General features: G+C 70.9%; 16 protein-coding genes. 9 read left to right on the forward strand and 7 right to left on the reverse strand.

From position 1 onward, the window contains the following. Entirely contained in the window at window positions 1–1,452 is a 1,452-nt protein-coding gene (locus tag H0488_RS04765) for an LVIVD repeat-containing protein (protein WP_183098142.1), read from the forward strand. Window positions 1,453–1,494: 42 nt separating this feature from the next. Continuing rightward, entirely contained in the window at window positions 1,495–2,979 is a 1,485-nt protein-coding gene (locus tag H0488_RS04770) for an LVIVD repeat-containing protein (RefSeq protein WP_183098143.1), read from the forward strand. 18 nt (window positions 2,980–2,997) lie between these two features. On the opposite strand, the gene H0488_RS04775 is transcribed toward H0488_RS04770, so the two are convergent. Further along, window positions 2,998–4,095: an acyl-CoA dehydrogenase family protein gene (locus H0488_RS04775; protein WP_183098144.1), complete on the reverse strand. Its 1,098-nt coding sequence runs from the start codon at window positions 4,093–4,095 to the stop codon at window positions 2,998–3,000. A 10-nt stretch (window positions 4,096–4,105) separates the two neighbouring features. Continuing rightward, complete coding sequence (locus H0488_RS04780; RefSeq protein WP_183098145.1) at window positions 4,106–5,311, reverse strand: acyl-CoA dehydrogenase family protein; 1,206 nt, start codon at window positions 5,309–5,311, stop codon at window positions 4,106–4,108. A 73-nt stretch (window positions 5,312–5,384) separates the two neighbouring features. Between H0488_RS04780 and H0488_RS04785 the strand changes: the two genes are divergently transcribed. The 3 genes from H0488_RS04785 to H0488_RS04795 are packed head-to-tail and all read left to right on the forward strand — an operon-like array spanning window position 5,385 to window position 7,971. Further along, a complete protein-coding gene (locus H0488_RS04785; protein ID WP_183098146.1) occupies window positions 5,385–6,515 on the forward strand; it encodes a 3-ketosteroid-9-alpha-monooxygenase, oxygenase component in 1,131 nt (376 codons plus the stop codon). Then, complete coding sequence (locus tag H0488_RS04790) at window positions 6,515–6,817, forward strand: hypothetical protein (RefSeq protein WP_183098147.1); 303 nt, start codon at window positions 6,515–6,517, stop codon at window positions 6,815–6,817. Before H0488_RS04785 ends, H0488_RS04790 begins: the two co-directional genes overlap by 1 nt. A 59-nt stretch (window positions 6,818–6,876) precedes the next feature. Continuing rightward, a complete protein-coding gene (locus H0488_RS04795) occupies window positions 6,877–7,971 on the forward strand; it encodes a ferredoxin--NADP reductase (protein WP_183098148.1) in 1,095 nt (364 codons plus the stop codon). 21 nt (window positions 7,972–7,992) lie between these two features. On the opposite strand, the gene H0488_RS04800 is transcribed toward H0488_RS04795, so the two are convergent. Together H0488_RS04800 and H0488_RS04805 are read right to left on the reverse strand one after the other, a co-directional pair. Beyond that, window positions 7,993–8,895 (reverse strand): SDR family oxidoreductase, encoded by a 903-nt coding sequence (locus H0488_RS04800; protein ID WP_183098149.1) that lies wholly within the window; start codon window positions 8,893–8,895, stop codon window positions 7,993–7,995. A gap of 31 nt (window positions 8,896–8,926) precedes the next feature. Then, window positions 8,927–10,870, reverse strand: coding sequence for a GMC family oxidoreductase N-terminal domain-containing protein (locus H0488_RS04805; RefSeq protein WP_183098150.1), 1,944 nt, complete (start codon window positions 10,868–10,870; stop codon window positions 8,927–8,929). Window positions 10,871–11,125: 255 nt separating this feature from the next. Here H0488_RS04805 and H0488_RS04810 point away from each other — a divergent pair, with 255 nt between their 5' ends. Continuing rightward, entirely contained in the window at window positions 11,126–11,329 is a 204-nt protein-coding gene (locus tag H0488_RS04810) for a cold-shock protein (protein WP_183098151.1), read from the forward strand. 68 nt (window positions 11,330–11,397) lie between these two features. On the opposite strand, the gene H0488_RS04815 is transcribed toward H0488_RS04810, so the two are convergent. The 3 genes from H0488_RS04815 to H0488_RS04825 all read right to left on the reverse strand — a co-directional run bounded on the left by H0488_RS04815 (window position 11,398) and on the right by H0488_RS04825 (window position 13,280). Further along, window positions 11,398–11,643, reverse strand: a complete 246-nt coding sequence (locus H0488_RS04815; RefSeq protein WP_183098152.1) for a hypothetical protein — start codon at window positions 11,641–11,643, stop codon at window positions 11,398–11,400. Window positions 11,644–11,925: 282 nt separating this feature from the next. Then, window positions 11,926–12,597, reverse strand: coding sequence for an MBL fold metallo-hydrolase (locus tag H0488_RS04820; RefSeq protein ID WP_183098153.1), 672 nt, complete (start codon window positions 12,595–12,597; stop codon window positions 11,926–11,928). Further along, on the reverse strand, window positions 12,594–13,280 hold the full coding sequence (locus H0488_RS04825; protein ID WP_183098154.1) for a maleylpyruvate isomerase family mycothiol-dependent enzyme: 687 nt from the start codon (window positions 13,278–13,280) through the stop codon (window positions 12,594–12,596). Before H0488_RS04825 ends, H0488_RS04820 begins: the two co-directional genes overlap by 4 nt. 57 nt (window positions 13,281–13,337) lie before the next feature. On the opposite strand from H0488_RS04825, the gene uvrA reads away from it, so the two are divergent. From uvrA to H0488_RS04840, 3 genes are read left to right on the forward strand one after another with little or no spacing between them, the layout of a single operon-like run. Continuing rightward, the gene (gene uvrA / locus H0488_RS04830; protein ID WP_183098155.1) at window positions 13,338–16,280 is read left to right on the forward strand and encodes an excinuclease ABC subunit UvrA; all 2,943 of its coding nucleotides are present in this window, start codon (window positions 13,338–13,340) and stop codon (window positions 16,278–16,280) included. Window positions 16,281–16,340: 60 nt separating this feature from the next. Beyond that, window positions 16,341–16,847 carry a Rieske (2Fe-2S) protein gene (locus H0488_RS04835; protein WP_183098156.1) on the forward strand — a complete coding sequence of 169 codons (507 nt, stop codon included), beginning with the start codon at window positions 16,341–16,343 and terminating at the stop codon, window positions 16,845–16,847. Beyond that, entirely contained in the window at window positions 16,844–17,266 is a 423-nt protein-coding gene (locus H0488_RS04840; protein ID WP_183098157.1) for a Rieske (2Fe-2S) protein, read from the forward strand. Before H0488_RS04835 ends, H0488_RS04840 begins: the two co-directional genes overlap by 4 nt. Window positions 17,267–17,317 lie beyond the last annotated feature (51 nt).

A 17,317-nucleotide genomic window follows, 5' to 3' on the forward strand; every position in this document is an offset into this window, starting at 1 on the left:
GTGGTCCGGTCCTCGGCCGCCCGCTGGCGGCAGGTCGCGATCGCGGCCGTTGCGTCGGTCGCCGTCATCGGCGGCGGTGTCGTCGCGGCCGTCGGCGACGGGGAGGAGCTCGCTCCGGCGGCTCCTGCCGCCCGGTGCGACGCCGGGTCGCTGCCGGAGACCTCGATCCAGGGCCGGGTGCCGGCGTCCGACCACGAGTCGGGTCGGGCCGCCCAGGGCTACACCTGCAACACCCGGCAGGTCGGCCACCACGGCCGGACGGGTGGCTTCAAGGCGTTGCGCTACACCGACGCCCAGGGCCACACCTGCGCCTACTACGACTCGACGCGGATGTTCCCGCTCGACCTCGTGACCAACCTGCTGAACGGCACCGGCCTCGGCGTCGTCGTGCTCGACATGACCGACCCGGCGAAGCCGCGCAAGACCGCCAACCTCGTCACCCCGGCGATGCTGAGTCCCCATGAGTCGCTCCTGGTCAACCCCCGCCGCGGCCTGCTGGCCGCGGTCATGGGCAACCTCGCGACCGCGCCCGGGATCCTCGACGTCTACGACATCAGCCAGGACTGCCGGCACCCGAGGCTGTTGTCCTCGACGCCGTCCGGCCTGCTCGGCCACGAGAGCGGCTTCTCGCCGGACGGCCGGACGTTCTGGTCGGCCGGAGCCGCCGGGTTCACGCTGACGGCCGTCGACCTCACCAACCCCCGCGCGCCGCGGATCGCGTTCAGCAAGTCCGGCGTGATCTACCACGGCCTCCGGTTCTCTTCCGACGGCGACACCATGTACGTCGCGAACATGGGGACCTTCAACCAGAACAGCGTCCTCGACGAGCCAGGTCTGCGGATCTACGACGTGTCGGAGGTCCAGGACCGCGAACCGAACCCGAAGATCCACCTGCTGAGCGAGCTGCTGTGGCCCGAGGCCTCGATCCCGCAGGCCGCGGAGCCGTTCGTCCGCGACGGCCACCGCTACGTGCTCGAGGTCGACGAGTTCAGCGACCTGTTCGGTGACGGGATCCCCGGCTTCCGCACCGACGGCCCGGTCGGCGCGGCGCGGATCATCAACGTCGACGACCCGCGCAACCCGTTCGTCGTCTCCGGGCTGAGGCTCCAGGTCCACCAGCCCGAGTTCCGCGACGACGAGCTCTTCGACGACCCCGGCGCCAGCAGTCCGGTCGGCGGCTACTCAGCGCACTACTGCTCGGTGCCCACGCGCGTGAACCCGCGGATCGTCGGCTGCTCGATGATCGCCTCCGGGCTCCGGCTGTTCGACATCAGCGACCTCGAGCACCCGCGCGAGGTCGGCTACTTCAACAAGCCCGGCCCGAACGGCAGCAACGCGCTCTCCCAGCCCGCCTGGGACGTGGCCAACCGATCGGTCTGGTTCACCGACGCCAGCAGCGGGTTCTACGTCGTACGGCTGCGGGCGGCGGCCCGCGGGCTGCTCGCTCCGTAGGAAGGCCTCGACCGCGGTCCCGACATCTGGTCTGATGCCCGGGTGACGCCACCACCGAACTCGGACCTGGGAGGCGCCTGGCGGCGGCTGACGCTCGGACTCATCGTCGCGAGCCTCGTCTGCGCGGGCGCCTTCGCGGCTGCAGCGCTCGACGAGGAGTCCCGCACGGCCCGGCCGGTCCCGGAGGCGCAGTGCGGACCGGGATCGCGTCCCGAGACCGACATCCAGGGACGGGTGCCGAAGGCCGACTACCGGTCCGGTCGCGCCGCGCGGGGCTACCTCTGCAACACCCGGCAGGTGGGCCACTACGGGAAGTCCGGTGGCTTCAAGACGCTGCGATACGTCGACCGGCAGGGGCGGGTCTGCGCCTACTACGACTCCGACCCGATCGCCCCGCACGACATCCTCGGCGGCGTGCTCGCGGACGGGCTCGGCGTCGTCGCCCTCGACATGAGCGACCCGTCGCGACCGCGTCGCACGGCCAACCTGATGACGCCGGCGATGATCGCACCGCACGAGTCGCTCCTGGTCCACCAGCGGCGCGGCCTCCTGGTGGCCGTGATGGGCACGGCCGCCACCGCCCCCGGCTTCGTCGACGTCTACGACGTCAAGGACGACTGCCGCCACCCGAAGCTGCTGTCGACGTTCCCCTCCGTGCTGTTCGGGCACGAGAGCGGGCTGTCGCCGGACGGCCGGACGTTCTGGGCGGCGGGCGCGGCCGGGGGCAACCTCACCGCCCTCGACATCTCCGACCCGCGACGGCCCCGGATCGTCTTCAACAAGACCGGCGTCGTCTACCACGGCCTGCGGTTCTCCGCCGACGGCCGCACGATGTACGTCGCGAACATCGGCACCCCCGGCGCGGAGGGGATCCTGAGCGGCGGCGGGCTCCACATCTACGACGTGTCCGAGGTCCATGAGCGCGCGCCCGAACCGAAGGTGCGGAAGCTGTCCGAGCTCACCTGGCCCGAGGTGTCGATCCCGCAGTCGGCGGAGCCGTTCACCGTCGACGGGCACCAGTACGTCCTCGAGGTCGACGAGTTCATCGACCTCTTCACGTTCGAGTCGCTGGGACGGTTCCGGACCGCGCCGGTGGGTGCCGCCCGGATCATCGACGTCGACGACCCGCGGAACCCCGAGATCGTGTCGGACATCCGGCTCCAGGTGCACCAGCCGGCGCGGCGGACCGACGAGGTCCTCGACGACCCGGGCAACGTGTCACCCGCACAGGGATACGCCGCGCACTACTGCTCCGTGCCGCGCCGCCGGGACCCGGGCCTGGCTGCCTGCTCGATGATCCTGTCCGGGCTCCGGGTGTTCGACATCCGGGACCCCGAGCACCCGCGCGAGGTCGCCTACTTCAACCGGCCGAAGCTTCCCGGCCTGGCGCTCACGCCGGAGGTCGGCTCCTACGCGATGTCACGACCGACCTGGGACGTCGAGAACCGGCAGGTCTGGTACACCGACGTGCACACCGGCTTCTACGCGGTGCGCCTGACCAACGGCGTCGGTCGGCTGCTGCGGTAGCCGGACCGATCGTGGTGGTCAGCCGGCGAAGGAGCGACCGATCGCCAGTGACTGGTCGTTGGCGCCGCCGAAGAGGAACTCGAAGCGCTTGGCCGCCGTGAAGTAGCGGTGCGCGTCGCCGTCGAGGTCGATGCCGACCCCGCCGTGCACGTGGACCGTGGTGTGCGCGATCCGGTGGCCGGAGTCGGCCGCCCACAGCTTCGCGACGGCGACCTCGGTGCGCGCCTCGAGACCCTCCTGGAGGCGCCAGACCGCCTGCCACAGCGTGAGCCGCTGGCTGAGGACGTCGATGAACCCGTCGGCGAGCCGTTGCGACACCGCCTGGAAGGTGCCGATCGGGCGGCCGAACTGCTCACGGGTCTTGGCGTACGCCGCGGTCAGCGCGAGCGCCCCCTCCGTAACGCCGAGCTGCTCGGCAGCGGCGCACGCCACGAGCAGGTCGGCGAGATGGGCGGCGGTGCTGCCGTCGGCCGATCCGACCAGCTCGGCCGGAGCGGCCACGAACGTGATCAGCGCGGCCTGGTCGGCGTCGCTGGTGCGCTGCGCCGCCCGGTCGACACCGCGCTCGGTCGGGTCCACGAGGAAGACCCCGACTCCGTCGGGGGTTGTCGCGGTGACGAGCAGCGCGTCGGCGCGCAGGCCGGCGCGGACCAGGGTCTTGGTGCCGCTGAGGCTCCAACCGGCCCCGGTCTCGGATGCGGCGACGGTCGGGAGCGCAGGGAGGTGGGAGCGCTCCTCCGCGACCGCGGCGGTGAGCAGCTTCTCGCCCGACGCGGCAGCCGGGAGCCAGGCCTTCCGCTGCGCCTCGGTGCCGGCGTCGGCGATCAGGACGGCGGCCGCTCCGTGCACCGCCAGCGGGACGGCGGCGACCTTCCGGCCGATCTCGACCAGGATCCGGGCGAGCTCGACCAGCCCGAGCCCGGCGCCGCCGTACTCCTCCGGCACCGCGAGTGACAGCAGGCCGGCGGAGGCCAGCTCCTGCCACAGCTCGGCGTCGAACCGGTCGCCGTCGCCGCGCTCGATCGTCTTGAGGCGCTCGTTGGTCGCGAGGTCGCCGATGATCCGGGCGGCGAGGTCGGCCGCTTCGTCCTGCTCGGGGGTGAACAGAAAGTCCATGTCGGTTCCCTTACCTCTTCGCCGCGGGCAGGCCGAGGCCCACGTAGCCGATGATGTCGCGCTGGATCTCGTTGGTGCCGCCGCCGAAGGTCATCACCAGTGACGAGCGGTAGAACCGCTCGAGCCGGCCGGCGACCGCGGCCCCGGGGGAGTCCGCGGTGACTCCGGCGTGCGGGCCGACGATCTCCATCAGGGTCCGGTAGACCTCGGTGGCGAGTTCGGAGCCGTAGACCTTCGTGGCGGACGCCTCGGCGGGCGACAGCGCGACGCCGTGGTCCGCGTCGGCCGCGAGCTTCCAGTTGATCAGCGAGAGCGCCTCGACCCGCGCGTGCGCCCGGCCGAGCGCGGCCTGGACCAGCTCGGAGTCGATCACGCGACGGCCGTCGGGGTTGATCGTCTCGACCGCCCACTGGCGGACGACCTGCAGCGAGTGGACGAGCGGCGCGGCCGAGGTGAGGGCCACCCGCTCGTGGTTGAGCTGGTTGGTCATCAGCGCCCAGCCGCCGCCGCGCTCGCTGATCAGGTTGCTCGCCGGCACCCGGACGTCGGAGTAGTAGGTGGCGCTCGTGCCGACGCCGGCGACGGTGTGCACCGGGGTGTAGGTGACGCCGTCGGCGTTCGCGGGCACCAGGATCATCGACAGGCCCTTGTGGCGCGGCTGGTCGGGTTCGGTGCGGCACGCCAGCCAGATCCAGTCGGCGTACTGGATCAGCGAGGTCCACATCTTCTGGCCGTTGATCACCCACTCGTCGCCCTCGAGCACGGCCTTGGTCTGCAGCGACGCGAGGTCGGTGCCCGACCCCGGCTCGGAGTAGCCGATGGAGAAGTGGAGCTCGCCGGCGAGGATCTTCGGGAGGAAGTACTCCTTCTGCTCGTCCGTGCCGTAGCGCATGATCGTCGGCCCGACGGTGTTGAGCGTCAGGTAGGGGATCGGTACGCCGGCGACGGCTGCGACGTCGGTGAAGATCAGCTGCTCGATCATCGAGCGGTCCTGGCCGCCGTACTCCTTCGGCCAGCCGATGCCGAGCCAGCCGTCCTTGCCGATCTGCTGGATGACGCTCTTGTAGACGGTGGCGTCGCCGAACTCCCCGCCCGAGCCGAACTCGTTGGTGGCCGCGGACAGGCCAGCGCGGATCTCGGGGGTCACCAGGTTGGCGAAGTACTCGCGCAGCTCCTCGCGCAGCGCGACCTGCTGCGGTTCCAGTTCGACGTGCACGCGGCCTCCAAAGTGACGGTCCCAACAGGGGGGTTCGTTGTCAGACTACCCGCAAAACTGTAACGTGTTCTACATGAGTGACACCCGCATGCTCGACCAGGGGACGACACCGATCCGCTTCGCCCGCGGTTGGCACTGCCTCGGACTCGCCTCGACGTTCGCGGACGGCAAGCCGCACGCGATCCACGGGTTCGGCACCAAGCTCGTGGTCTGGCAGGACTCCAAGGGAGAGCTGAACGTCCTCGACGGCTTCTGCCGGCACATGGGCGGCGACCTCACCCAGGGCGAGGTCAAGGGCGACCACATCGCCTGCCCGTTCCACGACTGGCGCTGGGGCGGCGACGGCAAGTGCAAGGAGATCCCCTACGCCCGGCGGGTGCCGCTGCGCGCCCGCACGCAGCGCTACGAGACGGCGATCGTCAACGGTCAGCTGATGATCTGGAACGACCCGGAGGGGTCCGCCGCGGACCGCGACATCCTGCCGCCGGAGCTGCCCGACGTGCTCACCGACAAGTACACCCCGTGGTCGTGGCACACCAGGGAGATCAACGGCTCGCACTGTCGTGAGCTGATCGACAACGTCGCCGACATGGCGCACTTCTACTACGTGCACTTCGCGTTCCCGACGAGCTTCCGCAACATCTTCGAGGGGCACACCGCGACCCAGTTCATGGAGTCGACCGGGCGTCCCGACAAGAGCGGCGGCTACAGCGACGCCAGCTCGACGCTAAAGTCGGAGGCCACGTACTACGGACCGGCGTACATGATCAACTGGCTGACGGTGGACTACAAGGGATTCGTCACCGAGGTCATCCTCATCAACTGCCACATCCCGACGGGCCCGAACTCGTTCACGCTCCAGTACGGCATCAGCGTCCAGAAGCCCGAGGGCCTCGACCAGAAGACCGTCGACTACATCGCCGAGCGCTACACGGAGTCGTTCGGCGACGGGTTCCTCCAGGACGTGCACATCTGGGAGAACAAGGTCGCGGTCCAGAACCCGCTGCTCTGCGAGGAGGACGGACCGGTCTACCAGCTGCGCCGTTGGTACGAGCAGTTCTACACCGACGCCGCCGAGGTCAAGCCGGAGATGACCGACCGCTTCGAGTTCGAGGTCGACACGACCAAGGCCAACGAGTACTGGCACGCCGAGGTCGCCGAGAACCTGGCCAAGCGCGCGGCCGAGGAGTCCGTGAGCCACTGATGGCCTCCTTCGTCCCGACCAGCGCCGACACGCTCGAGGAGCAGCGGCTCTACACGAGCGCGCGCATGGTCGACGTGCAGTGCCTCGACTGCCTCGCCCGCGTCCGGGCGAAGAAGAACAGCGAGCACCACACGTCGATCCAGTGGAACGCCGACGCGGTCGCCGCCTGCCCCGAGCTGGGTCGGCGCGACGGGTCATCCGACAGTCGGGACGGCCACCGGGGCTGCCCGCGGCTGCTGGCTAGCATCGATGCGGCCGTTCGGGACGGAAACCTCCCGGTCGGCGCCGAAGACGGCTACTGAGCAACGACGCTCCCGCCGGCACCCGAACCTTCCCTCCCAGCGAAGCGAGAACCCCCTTCGTGGACATCGAGTCCTTCCTGCTCCAGGTCGTCGACGTCGTCGACGAGACCGCCGACGCGCGCTCGATCAGCTTCGCGGTGCCGGCCGAGGCGCCGGAGAAGTTCGTCTACAAGCCGGGTCAGTTCCTCACCGTCGCCGTGCCGAGCGACCAGACCGGCATCGCGGCCCGCTGCTACTCGCTGTCGAGCAGCCCGCACGACGGCGGCCCGCTGACCGTCACGGTGAAGCGGACGGTCGACGGCTACGCCTCGAACTGGATCTGCGACAACCTCAAGGTCGGCGACACGATGCGGGCGCTCCCGCCCTCGGGCATCTTCACCCCGGCATCGCTCGACGCCGACCTGCTGCTCTTCGCCGGCGGCAGCGGCGTCACCCCGATCATGTCGATCACCCGCACCGCCCTCGACCAGGGCAGCGGCAGGATCGTCGTCTTCTACGCCAACCGCGACGAGAGCTCGGTGATCTTCGCCGAGGAGTTCACCCGGCTCGCGTCCGAGAACCCCGACCGGCTGCAGGTCATCCACTGGCTCGAGTCGGTCCAGGGCATCCCGTCGCCGGAGCAGATCAAGGCGTTCGTCGCGCCGTACCTGTCGTACGACGCGTTCGTCTGCGGCCCCGCGCCGTACATGAAGATGGTCACCACCGTGCTGCGTGAGCTCGAGTTCCCGCGCGACCGCCGCCACCAGGAGAAGTTCGTCTCGCTCGGCGGCAACCCGTTCGGCGACATCGAGGAGATGCAGGAGGCCGAGCGCGAGATCGCGGAGGCCGAGTCCGACGAGGCCGACGGCGCCGCCGACGTGCCTGCCGGGCCGGCGGGTCCGGTGAAGGTCGAGGTCGAGCTCGACGGGGACGAGCACACGTTCGACGACTGGGACCCGAAGGTCAAGCTGCTCGACTTCCTGGAGAGCAAGGGCGTGAAGGCGCCGTACTCCTGCCGCGAGGGCGAGTGCTCGGCGTGCGCCATCCGGCTGCTCGAGGGCGAGGTCCGGATGCTCCACAACGACGTGCTGGACTCCGAGGACCTCGCCGACGGCATCCGCCTCGGCTGCCAGTCGCTCCCGATGACGGACACGGTGCGGGTCACCTACAGCTGACCGGTCGAGCGGCCGCCACCGTCACTCGTGGGGGTCGACGGCCGCGGCCGGGCTCTCGGCGTTGGCGATGTTGCGGGCGCTGGTCGAGCGGCCGAGCGCGGCGACCTCGGCGTCCATCCGCGGCAGCAGGTCGGGGATGTGGGGGAGCAGCGCCCGGGAGCCGGCGGCGGAGTTCACCACGTTGCGGTTGAGGCCCACGCCGCGGACCCAGCCGGGGCAGTAGACGTGGCGGGACCGCTTCTCGACGCCCTTGACGAACGCCTTGACGCACGCATCGACCGAGGTGGTCCTGCTGAGCGGGTAGGGCAGCTTCGCCAGCAGGTCGTTGAACGCCACTAGGTCCCGCTTCGCGTCCTGCACGAGCGGGGTGTCGATCCACGACATGTGCGCGCAGCCGACCCGCACGCCCTGGTGGTGAACCTCCAACCGCAGCGCGTTGGCGAAGTGCTCGGCGCCCGCCTTGCTGGCGTTGTAGGCCGCCAGTCCGGGCGCGGCCGCGAACGCCGCCAGCGAGGAGACCACGAGGAAGTAGCCCTTCGAGTCGACCAGCGCCGGCAGCGTCGCCCGGGCGGTGTGGAAGACGCCCAGGACGTTGATGTCGAGCACCCGCTTGAACGCGGCCGGGTCGGTGTTCATGACCGAGCCGTACGACGCGATGCCGGCGTTCGCGATGGCGACGTCGAGGCGGCCGAACCGCTCGACGGCCGCGGTCGCAGCGGCCTCCATCGACGCCAGGTCGCAGACGTCGGCGGCGACCGCCAGGCACGCGTCGTCGCCGATCGCGGCCGCGGTCTCGTCCAGGGCAGCCTGGTCGAGGTCGATCAGCACCAGCCGGGCCCCCTTCGAGGCGAGCGCCTTGGCGGTCTCGGCGCCGATACCGCGCGCGCCGCCGGTGACGAGGATGACCTGGCCGTCGATGTTCATGTGGATCGATGTCCCTTCGGTGGAGCGGAGGTCAGGAGGAGAGGCTGGCGGCGAGCCGGGTCGCGTTCATGTAGGCGATCGACTCGATCGAGATCATCGGGTTGACGCCGGACGAGGTCGGGAAGCAGGACGCGTCCGCGACGAACAGGCCGGGCAGGTCCCAGGCCTGGCCGTCGGGGTCGGTGGCCGACGTGGCGGGGGAACCGCCCATCCGGGCCGATCCCATGATGTGCAGGGCCGCCAGGGCGAGCCGTCCGGGGTCGGTGCCCTCGGCCCGCAGGTCGGCCTCGAAGGTGGCGAGCGAGCCGCGCACGCCCGGCTCGTAGGAGACCGGGCGGTGGTGGGTCGTGCTGACCCGTCGCGCTCCCGCAGCCTCGGCGATCCGGGCGCCGCCGACGATCCCCTGGACGAGGTGCTCCGTGTCGTGGGCCGAGAGCTCGTAGCGCACGACCGGCTCGCCGGCGCGGCCGCGGGCGCGGACGGTGCCGACCGAGTCCCGGTCGCGCACGATCAACGCCACCGCGAGGCTCTGCCGGAGCTCGATCATCCGCTGCCGGAAGTCGACGGCGCCGCGCCAGCCGATGAACCCGGTGCCGAACCCGGGAGTGATCGGAGCGGTCTCGTAGAGCACGCCGTAGCCGTCGCCGTCGAGATCGGTCAGCGCGTCGACGTACCTGCTCTGCATCGCGCCGACCCACGGCTCGACCGGCTCGTCCATCAGGCCCCAGATGGCCGTCGCCGGATGGAGGCGGAGGTGTCGACCGACGTTCGGGTTGCCCAGCCCGCTGCGCTGGAGGAGCGCCGGCGTCTGGATCGCCCCGGCAGCCGCGACGACCGCGCGGGCGCGGACCGTGACCCGGTGCCCGTCCGCCGAGACCGCCTCGACACCGGTCGCCCGGCCGCCCGCCTGCGACACCCGGCGTGCGGTGACGCCGGTGTAGATCCGGGCGCCGGCAGCCGCGGCGTCCTCCAGCCAGGTCTTCGTCACCGACTGCTTGGCGCCGATCCGGCAGCCCATGCCGCAGCGGCCGCACCCGACGCCCTGGTCGCAGCCGATCACGTTGCGCGGCATCGCCGCGGCGTTCCAGCCGAGGGCGGTGGCGCCCCGCTCGAGGACCGCGTCCCGCGGCGCGGCCCGGTCGTGGTCGGTGTTGACGCCGAGGCGGGTGCAGACGGCGTCGAGCGCGTCGTCGTACTCCTCGGTCACGAACTGCTTCGCGCCGAGGTCGGCCCACTCCTGCCGCACGTGCTCGGGCGTGCGGAACGACGTCGTGTAGTTCACGACGGTGCCGCCGCCGAGGCCGCGCCCGGCGAGCAGGCCGATCCGCCCCTCGGCCGTGGTCTGCGGAGCGAGCGCGTAAAGGTTGACGAAGCCGGACTCCTCGCCGCCGTCGAAGTCGCGCTCGTCGTGGTGGTCTCCCGCCTCGAGCACGATGACGTCGAGCCCGGCGGCCGCGAGCACGCCGGCCGCGGTGCCGCCGCCGGCGCCGGAGCCGACCACGACCACGTCGCAGGTCAGGTCGGAGTCGGGCGTCGCACGCAGCGGNAGCGCCGGGGGAGGTACGTCGGCGCGGTGGCCGAGCGGCCCCGAGTAGCCCATCGCGTCCCAGACCGCCGGCCCGCCCTTCGCGTAGTAGGGGAGGAGCGCCGCCCCCTTGAGCGCCGCGAAGAGGGCTCGCTTCGGCGCGGCAGGCGAGTCGGACATCGCCAGGAGGAACCGTTCGCGTCCGGCCTGGTCGAGCTGCGAGAAGCGCTGGGCCCGACCGGTCAGCGCCAACCCGACCGCCCGGGTGTTCCAGCCGCGCAGCAGCACCCGCAGCTGGGTGACCTCGGCCGCCCGGGGGTTGGCGGCGGCGATCTCGAGGGCGAGGTCGACGGCCCCCACCTCGCTCGCGGACGGGACGCCGGCAGCAGCCGGAGCGAAGGTGTCGCAGATGAGGCGCATCGCCTCGCGCTCGCGGGCGCTGAACGTCATGCGGTGAGGCTAGTCGGAATCGCGGTGCGAGGAAGAGGGCAACTTGCCGTCGCACTGGTAGATTGGTGCTCAGTTGAAGGAGCCAGTCACGCACTGGCCCCCCCGGCGCCGGACTGCAGGGCGTCGGTTCATCTACTTTGTTCCTTGCGGCCTTCTCTCATGGGCTGCCGTCGAGGTCAGTGCAGGTGTGTTCATCCGCGCGGCAGGCACCACCGTCTGCGCGTCTCGACAGCAGTAACCATCAAGGAGAAAACAATGGCAACCGGAACCGTCAAGTGGTTCAACGAGACCAAGGGCTTCGGCTTCATTGCGCAGGACGGCGGTGACGGCGACGTGTTCGTCCACCACACCGGCATCAGCGGCACGGGCTTCAAGACCCTCGCCGAGGACCAGAAGGTCGAGTTCGACGTGACCCGTGGCCCGAAGGGCCTGCAGGCGGAGAACGTCCGCGCGATCTGAGCGATCCACGCAAACGCACGGCCCCACCCTCGGGTGGGGCCGTTCGTCTTTTTCCACAGGTCGCGTGCTCACAGGTCCTCGACCGCGAAGAGCCAGATCCCGTTCGAGACCTCGTCGGCGGCGAACCGTCGCGGACCGTCGGCGGTCGGGATCTCCCACACCGTCAGCTGGTCCTGCTGCCAGGCGTAGAGCGGGTCCTGGATGGTGATCTGCCCGACCCGCGTCCAGTCGAAGTAGTGGTCCCAGGGATTGATGCCCCCGACGTCGATCGGGTCGAACTCGGGGACCGCTCCGACCGCTCGCCAGCCGCTCATCAGGTGCCTCGAAGGTGGGATGTCCGCCGCACGCGGTTCGCAGGTGCGGCCCCTATTGTTCGCGGACGCGAGTCAGCCCTCGGACAACCCCGTAGACGGACATGACGAGACCTCCCAGCGCCATGAGGAGCCCGGCGTACACGAAGAGCGCCATCGCGGCGCTGTCGGTTGGCTCGGGCCAGGCCCACCAGGCGATGGCGCCTCCCAGTACGACGTAGAGCAATCCTCGGGCGATGATCGTTCCGGGGCTCCATCTCTGTTCGTCTTCCGCAGTACCGTCGCTCACCAACCCCGCTCCCGCCACTCCGCGAGGCTCGGGCGCTCGGCGCCGAGGGTCGAGTCGTTGCCGTGGCCGGGGTAGAACCAGGTGTCGTCGGGGAGGGTGCCGAACAGCTTGGTCTCGACGTCGTCGATGAGGGTGGCGAAGGCGGCCGAGTCGCCGAAGGTGTTGCCCACGCCTCCCGGGAAGAGGGAGTCGCCGGTGAAGAGGTGGGGGTGGCCCGCCGGGTCGCGGTAGAGCAGGCAGATCGAGCCGGGGGTGTGGCCGGTGATCCGGATGACCTCCAGCTCGCACGAGCCGACGGCGACCGTGTCCCCGTCGGTCACCCGCCGGGAGACCTCCACCCCGGTCTGCTCGGTGATCGCGTCGGCATCGGGCTCACCGGCGACGACGTCGGCTCCGGTCGCGGCGACGACGTCGGCCAGCGCGCGGTGGTGGTCCCAGTGCTGGTGGGTCGTCACGACCGTGGTGAGGCCGGCGTCGCCGATGAGGGGGAGCAGCGTGTCGGGCTCCGCGGCAGCGTCGATCAGCACCTGGGCGCCGGTCTCGGCGCAGCGGAGGAGGTAGGCGTTGTTGGACATCTGCTCGTCGACCGCCACCTTGGTGATGGTGAGGCTCTCGAGCGTCCGGACGTCGGGGGCGCCGCCGGGTGTCACGGCTCCGGTGTAGGTCATCGTCCCTCCATGGTGGGCAGTGTGCCGGTCGAGCTGGTCAGGTGGTCGCCAGGGTCGCGGCCCGATGCCCACCAGGCAAGTGCCGAGGCGGGCCCGGACACGACCGGCGCGTCGCCGGTGGGGGAGCCGAAGGCCCAGTCGCGGTCGAGGTCGGTGGCGTGTGCGGTGAAGCCGGCGCCGTCGTACCTCGGGGCGTCGCGGTCGAGGAACGCCGCGGCGGTCTCCGTGGGCCAGGACGCGTAGCCGTAGCCGGCGTCGAGGTCGGCGTGGTGGATCTCGACCTCGCGCAGGCGCAGCGTCGGGACCAGCGCGGCCGGCATCACGATCCCGCCGGGGGTGCGGTCGAAGGTCGCGTCGGGAGGGAGGTCGGGCACGCCCCCGACGACGTCGGCGAAGAAGTCGGCCGCGGACCGCAGCCGCTCGCGGACCTCGGCCGGGGGCCTGGCCGCGAGCGCGGCGATGTCGGCGTCGCGGCTCTCGTTCGAGGCGTACATGGGGGTGGGGCGACCCTCGAGCAGTCCGCGTACGGCGCCGCCGAGCCCCTCCGCGTTGAGCGCGAGGTGCGCGATCACGTGGGCCCGGCTCCACCCGACGCAGACGCTGGGAGCACCCCAGTCGCTGTCGGGGAGGCCGTCGACGGTGGTCAGGAGCCGGTCGGTGGCGAGCGAGATGAGGTCGGTCACACCCCCATCATCCCCCGAGAAATTTCCGCTGTCGGCGGCGCGTGAGAGTCTGGCGACGTGGCCGACCAGCTGATCATTCGCGGTGCCCGCGAGCACAACCTCAAGGACGTCTCGCTCGACCTGCCCCGCGACTCCCTCATCGTCTTCACCGGGCTCTCGGGCTCCGGGAAGTCGAGCCTGGCGTTCGACACGATCTTCGCCGAGGGCCAGCGTCGCTACGTCGAGTCGTTGTCGGCCTACGCCCGTCAGTTCCTCGGTCAGATGGACAAGCCCGACGTCGACTTCATCGAGGGGTTGTCGCCGGCGGTCTCCATCGACCAGAAGTCCACGTCGAAGAACCCGCGCTCGACCGTCGGCACGATCACCGAGGTCTACGACTACCTCCGCCTGCTCTACGCACGCGCCGGCCGCCCGCACTGCCCGACCTGCGGCGCTCCGATCGAGCGCCAGACGCCCCAGCAGATCGTCGACCGGGTGCTCGCCCTCGAGGAGGGCCGCCGGTTCCAGGTGCTCGCCCCGGTGATCCGCGGCCGCAAGGGGGAGTACGTCGACCTCTTCCGGCAGCTGCAGACCCAGGGCTTCAGCCGGGCCCGGGTCGACGGGACGATCCACACCCTCGACACCCCGCCCAAGCTCGACAAGAAGATCAAGCACACGATCGAGGTCGTCGTCGACCGGCTGGCGGTCAAGGCGTCGGCCAAGCGCCGGCTCACCGACTCCGTCGAGACCGCGCTCAGCCTCGCGAGCGGCCTCGTCGTCCTCGACTTCGTCGACCTGCCCGACGGCGACCCGCACCGCGAGATGCGGTTCAGCGAGAAGATGGCGTGCCCCAACGAGCACCCGATCGACACCGACGAGCTCGAGCCGCGGTCGTTCTCGTTCAACTCGCCCTTCGGGGCGTGCCCGTCCTGCACGGGGCTCGGCACCCGGATGGAGGTCGACCCCGAGCTGGTCGTCCCCGACCCGACCGCGACCCTGGCCGAGAACGCGCTCCAGCCGTGGAGCCACGCCCACGTCGCCGACTACTTCGGCAAGCTGGTGCAGGCGCTGGGCCAGGAGCTCGGGTTCGACATGGACACGCCGTGGGAGCAGCTCCCGGCGAAGGCCCAGAAGTCGATCCTCGACGGCCACCCGACCAAGGTCCACGTCGTCACCCGCAACCGCTACGGGCGCGAGCGCTCCTACTACGCCGAGTTCGAGGGCGTCCGGTCCTACGTCGAGCGTCGCCACCGCGAGGCCGAGAGCGACGTCAGCCGCGAGCGGTTCGAGGGCTTCATGCGCGAGGTCCCGTGCCCGGTGTGCGAGGGCTCGCGGCTCAAGCCGGTGTCGATGTCGGTGACGCTCGGGTCGCGGGCCGCGGGCGGCAAGAACATCGCGCAGGTCTGCGAGCTCCCGATCAACGAGGCCGCCGACTACCTCCGCAACCTCGACCTCTCCACCCGCGAGCGCCAGATCGGTGAGCGGGTGCTCAAGGAGATCGAGGAGCGGCTGCAGTTCCTGCTCGACGTCGGCCTCGACTACCTCAGTCTCGACCGACCCTCCGGCTCGCTCTCCGGCGGCGAGGCACAGCGGATCCGGCTCGCGACCCAGATCGGCGCCGGGCTCGTGGGCGTGCTCTACGTCCTCGACGAGCCGTCGATCGGGCTGCACCAGCGCGACAACCAGAAGCTGATCGAGACCCTGCTGCGGCTCAAGGACCTCGGCAACACCCTGATCGTCGTCGAGCACGACGAGGAGACCATCCGGGTCGCCGACTGGGTGGTCGACATCGGTCCGGGTGCCGGCGAGCACGGTGGACAGGTCGTCCACTCCGGCACGGTCAAGGGGCTGCTCGAGCACCCCGACTCGATGACGGGTGAGTACCTCTCCGGTCGCCGCGAGATCCCGGTGCCCTCGATCCGTCGCCCGCGCACCGTCGGACGCGAGCTCCGGGTCCACGGCGCCCGCGAGCACAACCTCGCCAACATCGACGTCAGCTTCCCGCTCGGCCTGTTCGTCGCGGTCACCGGAGTGTCCGGCTCGGGCAAGTCCACCCTCGTCAACGACATCCTCTACACCTCCCTGGCCAAGGAGCTCCACCGCGCCCGCACCATCCCGGGGCGCCACCAGAAGATCACCGGCATCGACGACGTCGACAAGGTGATCCACGTCGACCAGGGCCCGATCGGCCGGACGCCGCGGTCCAACCCGGCGACGTACACCGGAGTGTTCGACCACATCCGCAAGCTGTTCGCGTCCACCCCCGAGGCGAAGATCCGCGGCTACCAGCAGGGGCGGTTCTCGTTCAACGTCAAGGGCGGGCGCTGCGAGGCCTGCGCCGGCGACGGCACGATCAAGATCGAGATGAACTTCCTGCCCGACGTCTACGTCCCGTGCGAGGTCTGCCACGGCGCCCGCTACAACCGCGAGACGCTCGAGGTCCACTACAAGGGCAAGACCATCGCCGAGGTCCTCGACATGCCGATCGAGGAGGCGCTCGAGTTCTTCGGCGCGGTGCCCGCGATCGCGCGCCACATGAAGACCCTGGTCGAGGTCGGCCTCGGCTACGTCCGGCTCGGCCAGCCCGCGACCACGCTGTCCGGCGGCGAGGCCCAGCGGGTGAAGCTCTCGACCGAGCTCCAGAAGCGGTCCACCGGCCGCACCGTCTACGTCCTCGACGAGCCCACCACGGGCCTCCACTTCGAGGACATCCGCAAGCTGCTGGGCGTGCTGTCGTCGCTCGTCGACAAGGGCAACACCGTGCTCGTGATCGAGCACAACCTCGACGTCGTCAAGACCGCCGACTGGATCATCGACATGGGCCCCGAGGGCGGTTCGCGCGGTGGCACCGTCGTCGCCGAGGGCACCCCGGAGCAGATCGCCGCGACGCCGGGCAGCTTCACCGGGGAGTTCCTCAAGCCGTTGCTCGACGGCCGCGAGGCCGCTCAGCCGAAGCGCAAGCGTGCGGCCGCGGCGGCAGCCGCCCGCCCCACGAAGGCGCGGAGCACGGCGCGACGCTGAACAAAACCCAAGAATCCGCGGCGCGCTGAACCAGACGGCCGCCCGGTACGTTCTCCGGGTATGACGGTCAAAAGATCAACCATCCTCAGTCGGCGTCGGGCGCTGTCGGGCGCGGCGGCGGTCGGGATCGGCGTCCCCCTGCTCGCCGCGTGTGGTGACGACGACACCGCCGCCACCGGGACCGACCCCACGGAGTCCGCAACGTCGTCGAGCACCCCGTCCAGCGCTCCGAGGACGTCCGGTGCGGCGGAGCCCGAGTCGTCCGCGGCCTCGTCGGCCCCGGCCGGTGAGGGCATCGCGACGTCGGAGGTACCGGTCGGCGGCGGCCTGGTGCTCAGCGACGAGCAGGTCGTGATCACCCAGCCGACCGCGGGTGACTTCCGCGCCTTCACCGCAGTCTGCACCCATGCCGGCTGCCTGGTCGCGCGGGTGTCGACCGAGATCGAGTGCGACTGCCACAGCAGCCGCTTCTCCATCGAGGACGGCTCGGTGGTGGGCGGACCTGCTCCGTCGCCGCTCGCGGAAGCGGACTTCGAGGTCACCGGCGACCGGATCACGCTCGCATGAGCGGGCTCGGGGAGGTCCGGGCGTCCCGCCGGATCGTCTTCAACGGTCTGGGCGCTCTCGGGGTCGCGGTCGCTCTCGCCGGCTGTGCCGGTGGTGGTGACGAAGGCAGCGACGCCGACGAGGTCGAGTCGGGCGCCGAGCTGACCACCACCGACCAGGTGCCCGTCGGCGGCGGGATCGTGCTGACCGACCAGCGGGTCGTGGTCACGCAGCCGACCGAGGGCGAGTACCGCGCCTACACGGCCGTGTGCACGCACCAGCAGCTGCTCGTGACGTCGGTCGAGGACGGCACCATCGTCTGCGCCAACCACGGCAGCGAGTACGACGCCGCGACCGGCGAGGTGGCCCAGGGGCCGGCGACGGCCGCGCTGGCCACCGTCGCGATCACGGTCGACGGCGACAAGATCCTCAAGGCCTGATGGTCAGGACCTGACGGCGACCCGGCGCCACCGGGTGTCGCGGGGGGACGG

This window comes from Nocardioides pelophilus, from assembly GCF_014180685.1.
Taxonomy (GTDB): domain Bacteria; phylum Actinomycetota; class Actinomycetes; order Propionibacteriales; family Nocardioidaceae; genus Nocardioides; species Nocardioides pelophilus.